Origin of the sequence: Sphingomonas sp. S6 (assembly GCF_043498045.1) — a bacterium.
Classification (GTDB): domain Bacteria; phylum Pseudomonadota; class Alphaproteobacteria; order Sphingomonadales; family Sphingomonadaceae; genus Sphingomonas.
This window is the reverse complement of record NZ_JBIEOE010000013.1, coordinates 54,635-73,008: the sequence shown is the minus strand read 5'-3', so window position 1 is coordinate 73,008 and position 18,374 is coordinate 54,635. Positions and strand designations below refer to the sequence as shown.

Sequence of the window (18,374 nt, the reverse complement as noted above, 5' to 3'; positions counted from 1 at the left end):
AACCGCTGCTGCAATCAGGCATGCATCGCGTGAAACGGCTTCGCACTTTCTCCAACCATGCTCTTTCGGCTTAGAGTGTCATTTCGCCCTCAGCCGGAGCCGACCCCAGGTTGGCGTTCCATGCCACGCCATCGCGGATTTCGCGTCCTCGATCCCTTCCGCCAATCCGAGCTCCTCCGTCGCCGGGGCCAAGCGAATGGCGCCGATACCCAGCAGGCCTAGCGCGACCTTCGGCTTTGCGATCGGCTTGCGCAGCACGTTCTCGGGATCGAGAAAGGTGCGCTGCACAGCGACCAGCCCAAGATCAGTCTCGACCGACGCGATCATGGCAGGCATGATGCGCTTACTCGGTCCAGAACCCAAAATGGTCGCTGGGTTGAACCGCAGCGATCGTGAGAAAGGCGCAGGAAGACCGCGGGCGATTAGGTATTTCTCTGCGAGAGTGCCGGCGATCGGCTCGCTGGACTTCCAGAGACGAAGCGCAAGCGCGCTCATGTCCCGCTTCGGTTTAGCCTCCGGCATCGACAGCGGCCCACGATCGTGAAGCCTGCGCCGCTGCAGCGCCTTCAGAACCTCACCCGTGGAACATCCTGCAAAGCAGTGGAAGAGGATGGCAGTATCGCCAAGGCGAACGCTGAGGCTCGGCGATCCGTCGTCATGAGCGGGGCAACGGCACTCGCCGCGTGTCCCCCTCCACACCCCGCCGAGTTGTTCGACGATACCTTTGGCGCGTAGCTCAGCGTCGAGCGGCAGTCGGGCCATCTGAACCGTCCTGTGTGCTTGATAAACGTCGGTCATGAAGATCTCCGGCGAAATTGAACCGAAAATCAAACAGCGACCTCCCCTCCAGGGCGGCCTTGGCCGCCCCGCTCCGCGCTTGTCCTTGAACAGGAGCGGTCAGAGACTTCCTGGAGGGCCGGGCTGGGGAGCCCGCCCTCCATTCAGGCGAGGATCGTGACCCGAGAGGGACGAAACCGCTTGTGCGGGTTCGGTCGCGGCTTTGCCGCGATAGAGCCGTGCCGAAGGCCGCCCCCGACATTGTCATCCGTTTTCGTTTCCGGCCTTAGCCAAGATCGAAAAAGAGTCGGCGATCAGCTCTGTCCGATAGCTGGTGTCGTTGTCCTGCCCATGCTGACTCTCCCGCACCCGGCCGGTGATATGGACAAGATCACCTTTCCCGGCAGCCTCGACCTGGCTCGCAACGTTCGAAAAACATACGACGCTGTTCCAGTGTGTGTCGGTCTTCCACTCATCGCCATCCCGGCGATTATAGTTTGCTGCGACACTGACGAACGTAACGCGATCGCGAGGAGTAATTTTGCCGACGCGTCCGATGATCCGAAATTCTGCGATATTTTGAGGCATCACATTCTCCTTGCTGTAACGAAAAGCTGGGGGCGGACAGCACACTATTCGCGACCGGAAGCCCCATGACGAAAGTGGTACTTCTCGATATTCTCCGGTGTGGCGTAGAGTTGATACGCCCGCGTCCAATCATGACTGATGTCATATTGCGCTACCTTCAGCGGCACTTGGCCGGTGCAAACCAACCGCCACAGGACGTAAGCTAGGACATTTTTGTCACCGGCGTTCATCTGTCCTTGACGGGGCTGAAGCCAGAGATCTTTGGCGTCGAATGGGGCGCCCCCAAGCGAGATTGGGATTAGGTGATCTAGCTCATAGGCGGACATCGGTTCGCCCGGGTGTTGAGCGTTCATCATCCGGCGCTTCAGCGGGCCGGTCAGCTCGTAGCTGGGCCGCGCCGAGCGAGCGTAACCCGGCCGACAAATCGTAGTATCGATGTTGGCTTGGGTAACGGCCGCATCAACAGCTCCCGGAGTTTCGGGCGGCGGTAGAAGCTCGGGGTGGCGCGGCGGGAGCATCGAGGTTTTCAAAGCCTTCGAGATGCCCGAAACGGCATCGCAGACGGACCCGTCGCCAGCGTTGGTGCAGCCAAGCGTGCCGGCGTCGACGGGGCCATGATCGCGACCAGGGTGATGCCACAGGATTATCACCGCGAGCATGGCGGCACCTCCGAAGAGAGCGCGCAGCCTCAAAACAGCACGAGCGTGAATGCGACGTCGAACCGCTCCGACGACGCAGGGTGGCTAGGAACCGGCTCGGGATCCGAGGTCCAATGCATTGTTCAATATTATCAAACAAACGAAACTGGACAACCGGTTTCCGATGAGCCGCCTCGTTCGAGGGGCGACAGCCTTTTGAGGAAGGGCGGTATGATCGACGTGATGCTCCTCTTGCGCGGGCAGCAGGCGTGACGATCGCGTTCGGAGAGCTGAGCAATCCGCTTGCTCCCACTGGGGAGCATTCCGGCGCCGTAGGCGTCGGTCCCGCTTGTTATTCTTGGCGGATGGTCGGAGGTTTAGCGGGGCTTCTAGGCTAAGCGATGCCCGTCAGGGCGGTAAGCATCGGCCGACCAGGCCGATTCCTTATCTCCATTCTTAGAGAATATATAATCCATTAGAGGAGCAATGTTCTTGTGACACTCACGGGCAACAGGAAGGGCGCGAACGCGCTGATCGAGGCGCAACGCCGCGTTCGCGAGATCGGCTCTGATGGCGGCATCATCGGGCATAAGCCTACCCCGTTCGCGGGGCGAGACGGCTGCGAGCATCGCTGCATGATCTTCCAGCGCTAACTGGCGACGATGCTCTTCGTCGGCAGGCAGGGGCGAATACATGCCCAGCATCTTTTCCAGCCAGACCGGGAGCGTCAGACGATAAAGGTTCGAGGTTTGCTCCGATCGTGCGCCTGACTGGCTGTCGCTCGAATAATTGAACCGCCGGATCCATTCGATCAGGCCGATCTCCTTGAGCAGGTTCAAGGTGCGATAGACGGTCGAACGCGATAGGCCTGTCCATTCCATGATCGTTTCGTAGTCAGGCGTCAGCCAACCTTTCCGCCCCCGCTCCTCCCAAAGGAGATGGTGGAGTACCCGCTCACACGACTGGGTGAATTGTGCGACGAGGAGCTCATGGTCGGTCAAGGTGCGCGTCTTCTGTCGCGCTTCGTGGGCGAGCTTCTGGGCTAGTTTGAAGAGACTGCGCTTGGCCCGGTAGAGGCGAGTGCGCTGGGGAATCCCTAGCGGACGATGAAACTCCGCTTCCTCCGGGCTCTCCGTCTTGACGCTGTTGGCCCATATTTTTCGGCGGGTGATATGAAGCCCCCCCTGGGGTCTTCCGCCGCGGCGGGGGACCATGAGCAGGGCGCGCGTGTTCTCGAGCATCACCTGATCGGCACGAGCTTGGGGTTTGTCGAGGCCGCAAATCACGCGCAGGGGAAGTACAGGCACACCGCCCCTGCGCTGCGCCTCCTGATGCGCCAGCGCAATCTGAACGTCCTCGTAGGAGACGCCTGCGGCGCGCAGTTCGTCGACTACTGAGCCGGCCATCGCCGGAGATGTCTGTAGGGTAAGTCCCATCGTTCGCCCTCTCATGCGAGAGGCCGTCAGCAGGCAAAATGAAGGCGTGGCGCGAAGCGCGCTCCCTTGAACCGAAGCTCTGAAACCTGTATTTGGGAGGCCTGAGAGTGACCTGTCAGCGTTTGGCGACGCTGCCGCATAAAGGTTCCTGGGTGCCCGGCCTCGTGCCGGGCATTCGTTTATGTGCTCACGGCCACCCTTTCTGTCCGCTGCGTGCGTGCCGCGAGCGCGACTGCACCATTCACCTAAAATGATGCCAGCCGACGGCGGGCGGCGGAAGCGTCCTCGCATCGTGCTCTTGCGGACAATTTCGAACAAAATGTCGTGCCATCGCGGACGGTTTTGACGCGCTGTCGTGCTCTTGCGGACGGTAATATCGTGCTATCGAGGACGGATATCGGGCATGGCGATCGATGATTTATCGAGAGTCGTGCTCTCGCGGACGGTTTAGGCCGGCCCCGACTCAGAAGCCTCCCCGATTCGACGTCGCTTAGGTTTAGCGGTTCGACAGAAGCGCTTTGGGAGTAATCGTCACCAAGGATGCAGCAGGACGAGGACCACGCCGGCCCTTCGGGCGGTCGCCGCTTGGTTCGCTCAAGTCGATCTGGAAATCGGGAACCGCATTCTGTTCGGCTATTCCCTTCAAGACATTCCTGAAATGCCGTGTCGTATTTTGGTATCCGATTTGTAGCCGGAGATCATCGATGTCTATTTCGACCGCACCGGGCGAGCAAATCGCCCTTGCCACTTCATAGAGCCGACGTTCGACGGGGCCAATTTGGAAGTAGCTGGGGTCATAATCGAGCACGGCGCGATCTAATACGATCGCGCGGTATAGCCAGTCGCACAAACGAACGCGCACGCCGTTCAACTGCTGCTTGCCGTTCTTGAGCTTGGTGTACGAGAGGCGGGCCTCGGATAGCCAGGAGAAATAGCCGCGTTCGCCCTCACCGCCAGACTCGATATTGGTTCTGATCTGCGTGCCCTGCAAGCGCTCCAGTGCGTCTTGAAGGCGATTGTAGGACCGGGCGGAGGTGTTGGTGCCTGTCACGCGGAATAGGTCGTATGCCGTGAAGTAGAAGTCTTGCGAGGCGGGTACACCTGCCTCGATCTTAGCGAGTAGAAGACTGGCGATATAAAGCAGAATTTCTTTGTCGTAGATCGTTGCCACGCCTGAGGGAGTGCCGACGATCTCGATCGAAACGCTGTCGGTCTTGTAGGAGAGCGGTTTCTTCCACGAGGTTGCGAGGGCAAAGAAGGGGTAGGCCATGATCGACCGCTCCCCTCGCACCTCGCCGATCAGCGGGCTGCGAAGCGCAAAAAGGTCGCCTTGAGAGGTCTGAGGCTGGTCGCTCATGAGAGGTCGCCTTGCATAACCGTCCGCAGAAGCACGAGGGCGATGCCTGCGTCGCTTCGGCGCTCGATGCTGTGGTTGGGGTTTCGATAGCCGGTCATGCGTCGCTCGTAGGGACAGCGGTAGCTTCGATGGTGTCGGCGGGCAGCCCTGGAGGTATCGTCAAATCCGCCCCAACGGTCGCCAGCATCATCTCGAACAGTGGCCCATAGGGGATGTTTCGGAACTGCTGCTGGATGCGCTTGACGTAGCCCGCGAGCTCGTTGGGGACGATCGGAGAGATCCGCTTGAGGACGACCGCGCCATCAGTTGCCCGAAGGGTAAACGCCTCCGGGGTGAGCGTAGCATGTGATTTGGCGATTACCCTCGCGACTACGGCGTCGCGCGAGCGCAGATTGTACCGCTTCTTGAGGCGGTCGATTTGGTCGATCGCCTCGACGGGCAGCGCCATGTTCAAGTTCTGATGGCCGCTCGAGTAGAGGTTGCCCCGCTGCTGCTGGACCAACGCCTTCACCTTGGCTCTCTGACTATCGCGCGAGTATGCCATAAATGGGGGACCTAACGTTTTTGACACGCCGTTGTCAAAGATTAATGCACCGGATGCTGTAAACGCTCTAGGGGGTGCGATCTGCCCTCGGACGGTATAAGCTGCGCTCCAACCGCGGCTCATACCTGACCCAACGTGACTGCTATGAGACTGATTTGATGGCTAATGCTCTTCACCTTGAGGAGATTTCTCACCCTACCGCCCTACTTTTTGGAGGGCGCCTCAAGGCGCGCCGCAAAGCGCTGAAGCTCACCCAGGTTCAGCTCTTCGAGCGAACTGGGATTACTCCTGGGTATCTCTCCTTCATCGAGAATGGGCGTGCGAACCCGACGCTCGATATGATGGTGAAACTGTCTGAAGCAGTCGATACTAATTTATGCAAGATGCTATGTGAAGGCGACTGACGAACGCTGCCCGGAAAAACATCCATATTGAATGTTTTGGAACCGGGCATTCACGTACTGCTTCTTGGAGTCGCGATTCGATTGTCACTGGTTTGCGGTAAATGCCAGTGGACCTTGGGAAGACTACAGGCGGCGCTAGGTTAGCTCGTCTTCACTTTGTGCTCCGATTCGGTGGCTTCGGCTACCGATTCGTTGGCGTAACTGGACGTCTTCCGGCGAGGGCGTTCGGCCTGGCGCTCGACGTCATACTTCTCGAGATAGTTGAAGAGCGTCGAGCGTGAGACCCCCAGCGACTGGGCTACCTCGGCCTGTGTCGCCCCAGGCGCGCTCAGCTTCGCTTGGATCTCCGGGAGTTTGCTCGGGTCTAATAGGCGCTTCCGCCCTGCGGGCGCCATCTGCCGGGGATGGGTCTTGATACCGTGCATGTGGCGGTAATGGCTGTCCAACGCCTCTAGCATCGCATGGACCTTATCGTCGCCGCTCGGCTCGATGACGAGCTGCGGCGTGCAGATCTCGAACGTAACACCCTGTTTCAGCAGCTTCACGACCGCCCTGACGAGCATCGGAGTAGCGATATCGAGGCAAGGTAGGTCGTGGACCTTCACTCTATCGCCCTTGCCGAGACGGATGCCTTTAAGTGCGAGTAGGTCCTCAAGCTGTCCGAAAGTGCGACGCCCTGCGAGTACCTGAAGGTCGCTCGGCTCAAGACAGGCCTGCTGGTCTTCGATGGTCGCGGAGCCAGGAGTCTGGGCGATAAAAGCGACGATTTTACTCAATGTACAGGCCTCTGCGTTCGGCGCTCAACGGGGAGGGACGTAACGGAATGCGGCCACTTTGGGCGCATCCGTACTGTAATTTTCCTATGCGACGCTGTGGTGGTCCGCAACCGCGCTAACGCCGCCGACCTCCGATCATTCCGCTCTTGCAACAAGGATTTGGTTCCCTTCTGAATCGCGATTGAGTGTTGCCAGCCCTGTCAACTTCGACCATATTACATTTATTGACAAGCTGACAGGGTAACGGTCATGCTTCCAGCGGCTCTCACGGCTAAAGCGGTTCAGCTCTGCGCGGCAGGGTTGGGCGGCGTTATGGCCCCTGCGCCAGTGCCGTTCGCGATCACGGTTCGCACGGGCGCGACATTAGTAAGGCATCCTGCCACTCAGGCCGATGCGGAAGCGACGGTCCGTGATCTTATCGCGTTGGGAGCGGATTTTAGTGCCGGCCCATTGAGCATCGCTGGCCGGGACTTTGCGACATATGGCGTGACGCCCGCCTCGGTCTTCGATGCATGTGCCTTGGCGCATGTCGACGAGAGGAGCTCAGCTCCTGCAGTAACAGGCGCACCCTCTGTATCGAACGTCGCAGCCCTAGTTCGTCGGGCATTCGGTGCCCGCGTGACGGACACTATCCGGCCGATGAACGCCAACTACGGCGCTCGGTATAGCTGGCACAAATACGGGCAGGCGATCGACTTCGTGCCTTCGGGGGGCGTTAATTCGATCAACCGCGAGCAGATCCGCGCCTTGATGGGGCAGAGCGGCGTCCGTCTCATCGAGCTGCTTGGACCGGGTGATCGCGGTCACTCCAATCACTGGCATATCGCGTTTGCACGTCCTGGGCAGGTCATCGATCGGACGCGTCCAGTCGAAGAAGACGAGGACTGGATCGTCAATGTGGCCAGTGCAGACGCGCCGGCCAATCCCATTGAGGCTGACGCTCACGGCGCGCCGTCGTCGGCCCTCACAGTCGCAGCCAAGCCGCCTCCTGAATGGGACGTCTTTGCGACTGCCGCATGGCGCGCATCAAAGGGAGGTGGTTGACGATGGGACGATTGCTCAATCGGATTGTGGGTAGCAGTGGCGCTCTTGCCTTCGGCGCAGCCGGACTGATCGCAGTCGCGGCTCCCCAGCCGGCATATGCCTCAGACTGGGGTTGTCAGGTAATCCTCTGCCTGGCGACGCCGGGATCGCCGACGAAATATGCGGCGTGCGTGCCCCCCATCACAAAGTTGTGGAATGCCCTTGCTCTCGGCGGTGGGTTCCCGACGTGCACCGGCGTCGGGATCAAGACGAAGAAAGCAAAGCATGGGTACGATCTGAGCGTCACGCGCTCGGATGGCGTCACCTCTCGCTATTCGCTTGATACGCGATACCAGACGGTCACGGCGCAATGATCCACACTGTCGCCGCCATCACGCTTCTGGCGCAGCAATGCGCGCCCGGGGTCGCGACCGAGGCCGTTGTGCCGCTCGTCGTCACGGAAAGTGGCGGCGATGATCTGTCGATCAACGTCAATCACGGTCCTCGCGTGCGGGCGAGCTCGGTCGCTGAGGGCGCGGCGTTGGTGCGGCAGTATATGGCCAAGGGCCATACGGTTGATGTCGGGCTTGCGCAGATCAATTCGGCGAATTTCGCCCGCCTGGGCGTGACCGTTGAACAGGTCTTCGAGCCTTGCACCAATCTGAGGTTGGCATCGGTCGTCCTGCAGGATGGCTACGGGCTGGCGAGCAAGCACTATACCGGGATGGACGCAATTTCCGCGACCTACTCCCTCTACAACACTGGCACCCTGACGCGGGGGTTCCGCAACGGATACGTCAGCCGTGTCTGGGCGGCCGCGACTGATCTCGGGTCGATCGACGCAGCCCCCGTAATTCCCGGAGCACCATTGGTGGTCGTCAAGCCGCGCAGCGCCGTGAAGGCGGCGCCAGCGGAAGACGCCTGGGTCGTTGGTCAGGTTGCCTCCACCACCGTCGAGGTGTTCAAGTGAGCGCAGAGAATACAGTCACGCGGGGCGGCCGGGACCTTGATCCTCAGGCTGACCAGGGAGAGCAGGCCGGGTTTCAAATCCCGCCGGAGCTCCGGGGTCGCTACGAGGTCCGTCTGATTGGAGAGGACGGCGCTCCCGATCGCCGCATCGGTCTTTTCCTTGCCGCCGATCGCGAGAATCCATCGATCGAAATCTCCGGCAACGGCGAGCGCATCGTCGCTCGCAAGGAGGATCCAGAAACCATCGATGCGCTCGTCAAGATCGCCAAGCACAACGGTTGGGAGGGGATCGACGTCGACGGATCGCCGGAGTTTCGCAAAGCCGTTTGGACCGCCGGCACCCGCGAGGGCCTGGTCGTGCGCGGTTATGAGCCGGAGTTTGCCGAGCTGGCGCAGATGGACAAGCTCCGTCGTGAGGATGCCGAACGGCGTGAGCGCGAGGCAGCATCAAAAGCGCCGATCGCCGACCAGGTTGCAGGGAAGTCTGCCGGCGTAGAGGCTACCGTCGCCGGTCGCACAACGGACGGGGAACGGTCGAACGCCTCCCAAGGCGAACGAACGATCGTCGACGATCTATCCTCTGAAGATCAACGACTGTTGCTGACCGTCAGCGCGTACACCCGCGACCGGAAGGCGCTTGTCGAAGATTTTCACGAACACCTGTCTCCGATGGAGGCGCAATTCATGTCGGAGCGTCTCGAGGTGAACCGGGACAATCTTGACGGAGCGCTCGATCGGGCTTTGGAGAGCGAAACCCTCGCGGCGTCCTTCAAGAAGGCCGGCTATGAGCCGGACGACTTGCGGAGCATGGCTGCAAAGGACCTTTGGGATAAAGACATCGCCGACGCGATCTATCTCGTCCGGTCCAGCCTCAATCGCGAGGATGTCGCCCGTGAGACGCTGAGCGCGTTTGTCGACGCCGACCGGGAGGCTCAGGCGCACTACGGGGATAAAGACGGCGCCCCAGACCCACGAACCAACCCCGAAACGCCGTTGGTGCGCGAGGAGCGCGAACACGCCGCTGCCGATCACCGCCACGAGAGCGAGGCGCTGGCCGAACTATTCCTGCATGGCGCAGCCGACAGGATCGCGGCGGAGCCGCGGCTTGCCAATGCGCTTCAGGCGCAAGCGACAATGGAGCGGCACCTCGGTGAGGTGTTCGAGGGTGACGTCGGCCAGACATCGGCCGCCACGCTCGAAAGCCGCCAGATGATCTCGGACGTGCTCCGGCGCGGCCTTGATGTGTCGGTACGTGAACCGACCCCGGTTCGACAGATCGAACCGCCACAACCAACCCCCGACCTGGAGAGGTAATCTCAAGCCATGGAGACCCGTATGAAGTTTGCTCGCAGCATGGGCCGGATGATGTCCGATCGCCGCGCCCGGCAAGTCGTCGGCGTTGCCGGCGTCGTCGCTCTGATGGCGATTTCGCAGCCTGCGCTCGCGCAGAGCGGGACCGCGATCCAGAGCGGCCTCAACACCATCAAGGACTGGATGATCACCATCGCATCGGTGGTGGGCGTGATCGCCGTCATGGCCGTCGGATATGCCAAATTGACCGGTCGTATGGATTGGGGCCGCGCCGTTACCGTGCTGATCGGTATCGGCATCATCTTCTCGGCCGCGACGATCGTCGGTTGGATGGGCGGAACGGCGTAACATGGAAGACAAGCTCGCCGAGGATAAGGTCTTCCTCGCCCTGACCAGGCCGTCGGTGTTCATGGGACTGCCGCTTGAGGCGATCCTTCCGATCATCATGGTCTGCATGGTGATCTGGGGGATATTTCATAATCCCTTTTTCCCCCTGGCCTTGTTCGGTGCGCTCTACTTCCCGGCGCGGATGATCTGTCACTACGACTTCAATGCTTTCCGGCTCTGGGGCCTATGGTTCCAGACCGGATTCATCTCGAAGAACCGTAAGTTCTGGGGTGGCGGCAGCTACTCTCCTGTTCGTCTCGGCAAAGGCGTGAAGCGGAAGCAGTTCGGCAATGACTGATTTCAAGCTGAAACATAAGAAGGTCGCAAAGCGTGAGGCGGATGATATCAAGTTCATCCCTTATACACGCCATGTCGACGACACTGTTATCGCACTCGAAGACGGCTCGCTTATCCGCATGTATCGTGTGGATGGGCGGCCATTCGAGACTAGCGACGTCTCCGACCTTAACACCTGGCATAACAAACTGAACGTCGCTTGGCGTTCGATCGGCGACGATCGCGTCGCGATGTGGACGCACCTTGTGCGAACCGCGACGGATCCAATTCTTGAAGGCGAGTTCCATTCGGATTTTGCCCGCGAGCTGCAGGCCAAGTACGCTGACTCGCTGAAGGAGAAGGTCCTCTATCACAACGAGTTCTACGTCACGATCCTAGTGCGGCCGTCGCAGATGGCAGGCGATCAGTTGACGCGGCTGTTTGCGAAGCGGAAGGCGAGCGCGGAAATAGATGATCGCGCGATGAAGATCATGGCTGATAAATGCCGTGATTTCGAGAAGCTACTCGCGCAGATCACGCCCGAGCCACTCTCGATCTACGAACATAACGGCGTGCTGTTCTCACAGCCAATGGAAGTGCTTCACTTCGTCCTGACCGGCGACCGTATTCGTATTCCGGTGCTGAATGGTCGCCTCGGTCAGGCGCTTTACACGTCGCGCATCGTGTTCGGGCGCGAAGCGGCCGAAATTCGGCTACCCCACAAATCGCATTATCTGGGTATGTTCGGCGTCCGCGAATATGTCGCGTCGACCCGCACCGGCCAGTTCAACGATCTTCTGAGTCTCGACTTCCCCTTTGTCCTCACGCAAAGTTTTGCGCCATTGGTGAAGTCCGTCGCAAGCGAACGGTTCACCAAAAAGTACAAGCAAATGGTGTCGTCTGACGACGCAGGAGTCAGCCAAGCCGAAGAGCTGCTCGATGGTGTCGACGATCTGATGCAGAACCGGTTCGCGATGGGCGAACATCACCTTTCGCTATCGGTGATCGACGAGAACCCCAAGCGTCTGCTCGAGCGGCTGTCGATCGCGCGATCGGCAGCGGCTGACACCGGCATGGTAATGGCCCGCGAAGATGTTGCGCTGGAAGCCGCTTTCTGGGCGCAGCTCCCGGGCAACTTCAAAATGCGGGCTCGTCCGGCGGTCGTGAACAGCCGCAATTTTGCGGCGCTGAGCCCCTTCTATACATTCCCCGCCGGCCATAAGTCGGACAATCATTGGGGCGAAGCGGTGACGCTCCTGAAGACGCGGGCAGGCTCGTCCTTCTGGTTCAACTTCCACCGCGCCGATGTCGGCCACACTCTTATCATCGGTCCGACGGGCGGCGGTAAAACGGTCCTGCAAAACTTCCTACAGGCGCAGCTCGAAAAGACCGGCGCGAAGCAGGTGTTCTTCGATAAGGACCGCGGCGCCGAGATTTTCGTGCGTGCGTGCGGGGGCACGTACCTGACACTTCGTAATGGCGTGCCAACCGGCTTCGCGCCGTTGAAAGGGCTGGCCGCGAACCCGGCAAACATCGCCTTCTTGCGCCAGTTCATTCGGGTCCTTGTTCGTCGGGTGAGCCAGCCGCTTTCGGTTGCCGAAGAGCGCCTGATCGATGAAGGCATTGACGCTGTGATGCGCCTGCCGGCCGAGGCACGTTCGTTCAGCGCATTGCGCGAAATGCTCGGCTATGCGGACGCGGAGGGCATCGGGGCTCGATTGGAACGCTGGTGCCGGGGCGGCGCGCTTGGCTGGGCGTTCGATGGCCCACAAGACGAGGTGTCGTTATCGGCGCAATTCGTCGGTTTCGACATGACGGATTTCCTCGAAAATCCGGAAATTCGCACCCCGACAATGCTCTACTTGTTCCACCGCGTGGACGAGCTGCTCAACGGGCAGCGGGTGGTTGTCGATGTCGACGAGTTCTGGAAGGCATTGGAGGACGATGCGTTCCGGGCCTTTGCCAAGGATGGTCTCAAGACCTTCCGTAAGCGCAACGCGTTTTTGGTGTTCGGAACCCAGTCTCCTGCCGACGCCCTGCGCTCACCGATCGCGAGCGCGATTATCGAGCAGACGGCGACCAAGATTCTCCTTCCCAACTCCGAGGCACGGCGGTCGGATTACATCGATGGCCTTGGGCTGACCGAAGCCGAATACAGACTGATCCGCGAGGAGCTCACTCCGGAAAGCCGGACCTTCCTGGTCAAACAGGGCCACACGTCGATCGTCGCAAAGCTCGATCTTGGTGGCATGTTCAACGAGCTGAAGGTGCTTTCTGGCCGGGCGGAGACGCTCGAAGCCATGGAAGAGGCCATCGCCCATGCGGGCACCGATCCCGCGGCGTGGCTGCCGCACTTCTACGCAAACCAGAGGAGAAGCTGAGATGTCGTTCAAGCGCATTATCATGACCGCGAGCGCGCCCTTTGCGCTCGCCGCCTTCGCGTCGCCGGCCGCGGCGCAAGGCATCCCGGTGTTCGATACGACGACCTATCTGCAAGCGCTCCAGACCGCTCGGCAGACCCTAACGATCGTCGACCAGGGCAAGCAGCAGATCCAGCAGGCCCAGCAGGCGTTCGACTCCTTGTCGAAGTTGACGAACGTCAACAACATCGCGCCGCAGCTCGCGAACAGCCAGGTCCGCAACATACTGCCGAATACGACGATCGACGCGCAGACGCTGCTCCGCGGCGACTTCTCGCAGCTCGGCGCGCTCGGAGGCTTGGCCTCGAACATTCAGTCGCGTTACGCTCTTTCGTCGTCGGGGTCGGATGCCGATGCGGCATACGCGGCCGCTCTGAAGAACTCGACGGGCTCCGCCGCCACGACGGCTGCATTGGGTGAAAACACCCTCGCGCTTTCGCAAACCCGGATGCAGGGTCTCGATCAGCTTCGCCAGCAACTGTCGGTTGCGAAGGATCCGAAGGACGTCATGGACCTCCAAGCACGGATCGCGGTCGAGCAAGCGCACCTTCAGAACGACATGCTGAAGATGCAGGCGATCCAGATGGCACAGGCCGGCGAAGGCAACCTCGCGGCTAGCAGCGCCGAGGCTGCCGCCGCCCGTAATGCAGCCGCCTTCTACGGCGCGAACACGATCAGGAAGTGATGATGCGCAAGATCCTACCAATCGGCGCTTTGCTGATCGTCTGCGGGTGCCAGCAGGAGGTGGCGGTTCCGACGGCCAAGGAGCTGATCGATAACCGCCAGTTGCTCACGGAGTGGCAGGCCAAGTGCAACACTGGCGAATACAGCCGTCTTACGGCTGAGCAAAAGGCCCGCTTCTGTTCGACGACCCAAGAGGCAAGCGTCTCGGTCGCCGAAGCAGCGGCAGCGAAGAGCGCGAGTGACTTCTACGACACCAATACCAAGAGGAAGTAGGCACAGCCGACTGCCTCCTGACGCTTTCTAAGGTCTAGCAAAGATGCCCGCCGCCCCAGTCAACATCATGACGCTGTTCACGACGATGTACTCGTATGTTGAAACGGCTATCGCGACGTCTGTTGCATCGTTCGGGTCCGGACTGGTCGCCTTCGTTGCGGCACCTCTTGCGCTTGCAGCGACGATCTACTTCCTGTTGCTGGGCTTTGCGGTCCTAAGGGGCGCTATCCAGGCGCCCCTTAGAGAGCTTGTTTTCCAAGCGGGAAAGGTCGGGTTCGCTCTCGCTGCGGCGAGTGCTGTCGGCTATTCGGCGTTCGTCGTGAACGTTGTCACGAACCTGCCGACCGAGATCATCGCGGCAGGATCGGGTACGCCGGTGACGAACCCCGGCACTACCTTCGACACCTATGTTTCCGATACCAGCAAACTAGCATCGAGGATGAGTGCGGCAAACGCGAAGGTCCAGTTGATGCCGTCGCAAGGGCTGACGGACGTTCGAACCCCGCTCATTCAGCTTCGCTGCTGGGTCATCACTTATCTGTGTATCGGCATTCTATACGTGTTCGCCTTCCTATCGGCGTCGATCGGATTTTGCATCGTCATCTTCGCTAAGCTGTCGGTGGCGATCTGCGTTGCGCTCGCTCCTCTGGCTTTAGCCTGTCTGCTATTCAATTCGTCACGGTGGTTGTTCGATGGTTGGCTGAAGCAAACCGCCAACTTCATCCTCCTGATGGTCGTGATGGCGATCATGACGAAATTCATAACCGGACTTCAAGAAGCGGCGATGGATGGCATAATGGGCTCGGTAGGGGACGGGTCGGGCTTCGTGACCATCGAGGGCACGTATGTCACCCTCACCGCCGACTTGATGCTCGCCGCGACGCTTGCGTGCAGCGCGATCTACATCGTCGGTTCGATCTTCTTCTTCCAATCACCAGCGATCGCCGCCGGCATCGCGGGCGGTGCGTCCTCGGGGGGCCATGGCTTCCTGATGACCGGCGCAAATATGCTGACGAACCGCCTCATGTTCCGCCGGGCCACCCAGGCGAACCGTCCGGCTGCTGCCTCAACAGCAACCGGGGGTTCGGCCCGCCGCGCCTCTTAAGGCGCGGGGCGAGCCCGCATTTTTTGAACCCATCCAATCGCCATCGCGCGCCAGATACGAACGGAGACCACATGACCAGGCTGATCATCGTAGCGTTAGGTGCGCTGGCACTTAGCGGCTGCGCCGGGAGTCACATCAAGCCGGCCGCAGTCTGTGACGGCAAGCACCGTCGTCCGGCCAACCTATACGGCTCGATCCTGCCCAGCCTGCCGGTGCCGCTGCCTGCATCGCAGCAAGGAGCGGGTCAGTCGATGGTTGCACCGCCTTCAGGCGGAACCGGGCCGGCTCCTGTGCCCGCCCCCGCCCCGGACGCGGGTGCAGCAACTCAAGCTCCTATCGGGCCGGGCGCGATGAATAATTCCCGGTCGGCGCCACGCCTATCCCAACGGGATCGCGCGCTCTCCTACTCCTCCTGCTGAAGGGATCGCCGTCATGGGCGCGGTTAAGGCCGAAGATAAAGATAAATACTTCGAGACGTCGAGGACGTGGGAGTACGACCGGATGCGTGCCGCGATCCAGTCGCGCCGCCTCGCTTGGGGTGTTGCAACGGGTGCTTGCGCACTAGCGGTGGTTTCTGTCGGTGCGGTTGCGATGCTCGCCCCGCTCAAGACGGTGCAGCCTTACGTTATCAAGGTCGATCGCTCTTCCGGCGAGACCCAAATCGTGACGGCGCTCAAGGGTCCGCAGCAGCGAACCTATGAGGAAGCGGTGAACCGCTACTTCATCTCGCAGTATGTCCGGCTTCGCGAGGGCTGGCTGAACAATGCCGCTCGCGAGAATGCATACGCCGTCATGCTGATGAGCGAGCAGGCGGAAGGCGCGCGTTACTTGAACGGCGTAGAGTCAAACAACAAGAACGCGCCGTCAAATATCTATGGCGAGCGAGGCTTTGTCTCCATCTCGATCCGGACGATCAGCTTCCTAAGCCCGACCGTGGCACAAGTCCGTTTCACGAAAATCATTACGTTCGGCCAGAACGCACCGGTCGCACAAAACTGGAACGCGATCTTGACCTTCAAATTCACCACGGCGCCGGAAAGCGAGAAGGATCGGAATATCAATCCGCTCGGCTTCCAAGTCGTCAATTATCGCTCGGACCCGGAGGCGTGACATGAGCAATTCATCGAACACCTCGAACGACGCCGAACGGGTGGTCGTCCCCTTCATGCCCAAGCTCCGCAAAAAGCTGGGCGCACGACTGTCTCCGCCGAAGACGGAGCTGGTTGTAACGGATGCCGGTTCGAAAAGCCGGTTCTGGCGCGGCGTTGGCGCAGTGTGGCATCGTCTGATCGCCTTTTCGGTCGTGGGTGCGGCGACGCTGACGATCTACCCGCATCCGGCTTACGCGTCTGATACGCCCCGCCCTGGGGCTAAGGACGCTCGAGTCCGCAACATCAATTATGACCCGGATCAGGTGGTTACGATTGTCGGCAGCTTTCGCCACGCAATCGAGATACAGTTCGGCCCAGGCGAGACGATAACGCAAGCGGCCTTGGGTGACACGGTCTCGTGGCAGATCGCACCTGTCGCCAATATCCTGTTCCTCAAACCTCGCGAGAAGGCGGCCGGAACGAACCTCATCGTCGTGACCAACGCTGGAGGAACGCCGCGTACTTACCACTTCAATCTGTCACTCGCACCGGGTCAGCAGATGTACGGGGTGCGGTTCCACTACCCACGCGAAGAGCGGGCAATGGCGACGTTGCAGGCGCAGGTTGCCCAGGCTCAGGCGGCTAAGGCTATCGAGACGAACATCGCGCAGACGGCGCTCGATCACGCCGTGATCGAGGGCGCGCGGAACATGAAGTACACGGTGCAGGGGGACTCCTCGCTGCAGCCATCAGAAATCTCCGACAACGGCGAGTTCACGGTGCTGCGTTACCCAGGGCACGCCGACATTCCGTCGATCTTCGCGGTTGATGTCGACGGGACCGAGACGATCGTCCCCTACGACGTTCGCGAGGACTTCGTAGTGATCCACGCCGTTTACCGGCAGATCCGCTTGCGGCGCGGCACCTCGGTGCTGTGCATCTACAATGAAGCGCCGATGCGCAACGATCGCGGCGATCGGACGGGCACTGTCTCGAACGTCGTCGAGCGCAAAGTGAAGGGGCAGTAACATGGTCGGCAATGTCATTGACCGGGGCGGCGAGGTTGCTGTCGATACCGTTCCCCCGAGCGAGCAGGACACCCCTGTCGCGCGGAGCGGGGGTTGGGGAAACATCGCCTTTATCGGCGCCGGCATAGGTCTTCTGGGTGCGCTGGGTGGCATCGCGATAGGATACGGAGCGTTCCACCGCACAGCCGTCACGACCACAGCCGCGCAGCCGGCGAAGGCGAGCGAGCGCTCCGTTGAGGACGTGATGAACTCGCCTAATGCGCAGCGTGCAGCCCTTGCGGGTCAGCTCGGCCAAACCGGTGCGCCTGCTACAGACGTTTTCGGCCGCCCGATAGCTGGCGCGCCGGGACAGACGACTGTGGATGCGAACGGCAATACCGTCGTAGCGCCACAGGGCACGGCCGTTGCGTCAAACGGCAATCCAACTCCCGAGCAACGGCGCGCCGAGCAAGCTCGAGCGATGGCCGACGCCGCACGGCGATCGCCCATCATGGCGTTCGGCAGCACGTCTTCTGCCACCGCAGTGGGTGAAGCCCAGCCACAGCAAGGCGGTCAGGAAGTAGCGGAGGCTGGTCAATCTGCCGTTCGACGGCAGGGCGTCGGGGCGAGCGGGTTTGGCGATCCGAACGACGATGCGCCGGCAGCAGCGGGCAAAGGCCCCTCTGATTTCAGCGATCAGCTCGGCCACTCCGCGATTCAAACCGTTCGCGCTACGACAGTAGGGGATCGCAATCTCCTGTTGAGCGCCGGCACGGTTATCCCCTGCACACTGCAGACGGCCATCAACTCGACGCAGGCCGGGTTCGTCTCCTGCGTCATCAATCACGACGTCTATTCTGAGAACGGGCGCATCGTGCTCCTCGACAAGGGCACGAAGGTTCTTGGTCAGTATTCTGGCGGCATCACGCAGGGGCAAGCCCGCTTGTTCGTCGTCTGGACGCGAGCGCTTACCCCGCGGGGCGTGGCGATCGATCTCGGTTCGCCTGCTGCGGATAGTCTCGGCCGCGCCGGTTTGCCGGGAGGTGTGGACACGCAATTTTGGGCGCGGTTCGGTCTTGGGCTGGTGATCTCGGTACTTGAAGACGCATCCAACATCGCGGGGCGGGCGCTGGCGGGTAATGGAAGCAATACCACTCAGGTTCCCAGCACCACTGGCCAGACCGTGCTATCCCAGACGATGCAGATCCGGCCCATCCTGAAGAAGAACCAGGGGGATACCGCCGCTATCTTCGTCGCGAAGGATTTCGATTTCGGCTCCGTCTACGAAGTCGGGCTGAGGCGTTGAGC

20 protein-coding genes are annotated in these 18,374 nt (G+C 60.8%); 13 read left to right on the top strand and 7 right to left on the bottom strand.

Translation table 11 applies throughout. The features are described 5' to 3' along the window. Positions 1-78: 78 nt before the first annotated feature. From ACGVWT_RS15835 to ACGVWT_RS15810, 6 genes are all read right to left on the bottom strand, one after another. Complete coding sequence (locus ACGVWT_RS15835; protein WP_394427206.1) at positions 79-798, bottom strand: hypothetical protein; 720 nt, start codon at positions 796-798, stop codon at positions 79-81. Between the two features lie 243 nt (positions 799-1,041). Then, entirely contained in the window at positions 1,042-1,365 is a 324-nt protein-coding gene (locus ACGVWT_RS15830) for a single-stranded DNA-binding protein (protein ID WP_147036966.1), read from the bottom strand. Positions 1,366-1,409: 44 nt separating this feature from the next. Continuing rightward, complete coding sequence (locus ACGVWT_RS15825; protein ID WP_244305224.1) at positions 1,410-2,024, bottom strand: hypothetical protein; 615 nt, start codon at positions 2,022-2,024, stop codon at positions 1,410-1,412. Positions 2,025-2,392: 368 nt separating this feature from the next. Beyond that, positions 2,393-3,409: a helix-turn-helix domain-containing protein gene (locus ACGVWT_RS15820; RefSeq protein WP_208663178.1), complete on the bottom strand. Its 1,017-nt coding sequence runs from the start codon at positions 3,407-3,409 to the stop codon at positions 2,393-2,395. A 526-nt stretch (positions 3,410-3,935) separates the two neighbouring features. Continuing rightward, on the bottom strand, positions 3,936-4,796 hold the full coding sequence (locus ACGVWT_RS15815; RefSeq protein ID WP_147036964.1) for a replication initiator protein A: 861 nt from the start codon (positions 4,794-4,796) through the stop codon (positions 3,936-3,938). A 94-nt stretch (positions 4,797-4,890) separates the two neighbouring features. Next, a complete protein-coding gene (locus tag ACGVWT_RS15810) occupies positions 4,891-5,307 on the bottom strand; it encodes a hypothetical protein (RefSeq protein ID WP_394427199.1) in 417 nt (138 codons plus the stop codon). 191 nt (positions 5,308-5,498) lie between these two features. Between ACGVWT_RS15810 and ACGVWT_RS15805 the strand changes: the two genes are divergently transcribed. Beyond that, positions 5,499-5,744, top strand: coding sequence for a helix-turn-helix domain-containing protein (locus ACGVWT_RS15805; protein ID WP_147036963.1), 246 nt, complete (start codon positions 5,499-5,501; stop codon positions 5,742-5,744). A 140-nt stretch (positions 5,745-5,884) separates the two neighbouring features. Here the strand turns inward: ACGVWT_RS15805 and ACGVWT_RS15800 are convergent, their stop codons facing one another. Further along, on the bottom strand, positions 5,885-6,520 hold the full coding sequence (locus ACGVWT_RS15800) for a Hin recombinase (protein ID WP_394427195.1): 636 nt from the start codon (positions 6,518-6,520) through the stop codon (positions 5,885-5,887). Positions 6,521-7,159: 639 nt separating this feature from the next. On the opposite strand from ACGVWT_RS15800, the gene ACGVWT_RS15795 reads away from it, so the two are divergent. From ACGVWT_RS15795 to virB10, 12 genes are all read left to right on the top strand, one after another. Next, positions 7,160-7,564 (top strand): hypothetical protein, encoded by a 405-nt coding sequence (locus ACGVWT_RS15795; protein WP_244305222.1) that lies wholly within the window; start codon positions 7,160-7,162, stop codon positions 7,562-7,564. A gap of 349 nt (positions 7,565-7,913) precedes the next feature. After that, a complete protein-coding gene (locus ACGVWT_RS15790; RefSeq protein WP_147036960.1) occupies positions 7,914-8,513 on the top strand; it encodes a lytic transglycosylase domain-containing protein in 600 nt (199 codons plus the stop codon). Further along, positions 8,510-9,826: an LPD7 domain-containing protein gene (locus ACGVWT_RS15785; protein ID WP_147036959.1), complete on the top strand. Its 1,317-nt coding sequence runs from the start codon at positions 8,510-8,512 to the stop codon at positions 9,824-9,826. The genes ACGVWT_RS15790 and ACGVWT_RS15785 overlap by 4 nt, the downstream gene beginning before the upstream one ends. Before the next feature lie 21 nt (positions 9,827-9,847). Beyond that, positions 9,848-10,171, top strand: a complete 324-nt coding sequence (locus ACGVWT_RS15780) for a TrbC/VirB2 family protein (protein ID WP_147036958.1) — start codon at positions 9,848-9,850, stop codon at positions 10,169-10,171. Between the two features lies 1 nt (position 10,172). Next, positions 10,173-10,508 carry a type IV secretion system protein VirB3 gene (locus ACGVWT_RS15775; RefSeq protein WP_147036957.1) on the top strand — a complete coding sequence of 112 codons (336 nt, stop codon included), beginning with the start codon at positions 10,173-10,175 and terminating at the stop codon, positions 10,506-10,508. Then, positions 10,501-12,867 carry a VirB4 family type IV secretion/conjugal transfer ATPase gene (locus tag ACGVWT_RS15770; protein WP_147036956.1) on the top strand — a complete coding sequence of 789 codons (2,367 nt, stop codon included), beginning with the start codon at positions 10,501-10,503 and terminating at the stop codon, positions 12,865-12,867. The genes ACGVWT_RS15775 and ACGVWT_RS15770 overlap by 8 nt, the downstream gene beginning before the upstream one ends. A gap of 1 nt (position 12,868) precedes the next feature. Continuing rightward, the gene (locus ACGVWT_RS15765) at positions 12,869-13,591 is read left to right on the top strand and encodes a type IV secretion system protein (RefSeq protein WP_147036955.1); all 723 of its coding nucleotides are present in this window, start codon (positions 12,869-12,871) and stop codon (positions 13,589-13,591) included. Further along, positions 13,591-13,863: a hypothetical protein gene (locus tag ACGVWT_RS15760; protein ID WP_244305220.1), complete on the top strand. Its 273-nt coding sequence runs from the start codon at positions 13,591-13,593 to the stop codon at positions 13,861-13,863. The genes ACGVWT_RS15765 and ACGVWT_RS15760 overlap by 1 nt, the downstream gene beginning before the upstream one ends. Positions 13,864-13,930: 67 nt before the next feature. Then, entirely contained in the window at positions 13,931-14,968 is a 1,038-nt protein-coding gene (locus ACGVWT_RS15755; protein WP_147036967.1) for a type IV secretion system protein, read from the top strand. Between the two features lie 432 nt (positions 14,969-15,400). Continuing rightward, positions 15,401-16,078, top strand: coding sequence for a virB8 family protein (locus ACGVWT_RS15750; RefSeq protein WP_033967018.1), 678 nt, complete (start codon positions 15,401-15,403; stop codon positions 16,076-16,078). A 1-nt stretch (position 16,079) separates the two neighbouring features. After that, positions 16,080-17,087 carry a TrbG/VirB9 family P-type conjugative transfer protein gene (locus ACGVWT_RS15745; protein ID WP_052192522.1) on the top strand — a complete coding sequence of 336 codons (1,008 nt, stop codon included), beginning with the start codon at positions 16,080-16,082 and terminating at the stop codon, positions 17,085-17,087. 1 nt (position 17,088) lies between these two features. After that, the gene (virB10, locus tag ACGVWT_RS15740) at positions 17,089-18,372 is read left to right on the top strand and encodes a type IV secretion system protein VirB10 (RefSeq protein WP_147035679.1); all 1,284 of its coding nucleotides are present in this window, start codon (positions 17,089-17,091) and stop codon (positions 18,370-18,372) included. The last annotated feature ends 2 nt before the right edge of the window (positions 18,373-18,374 follow it).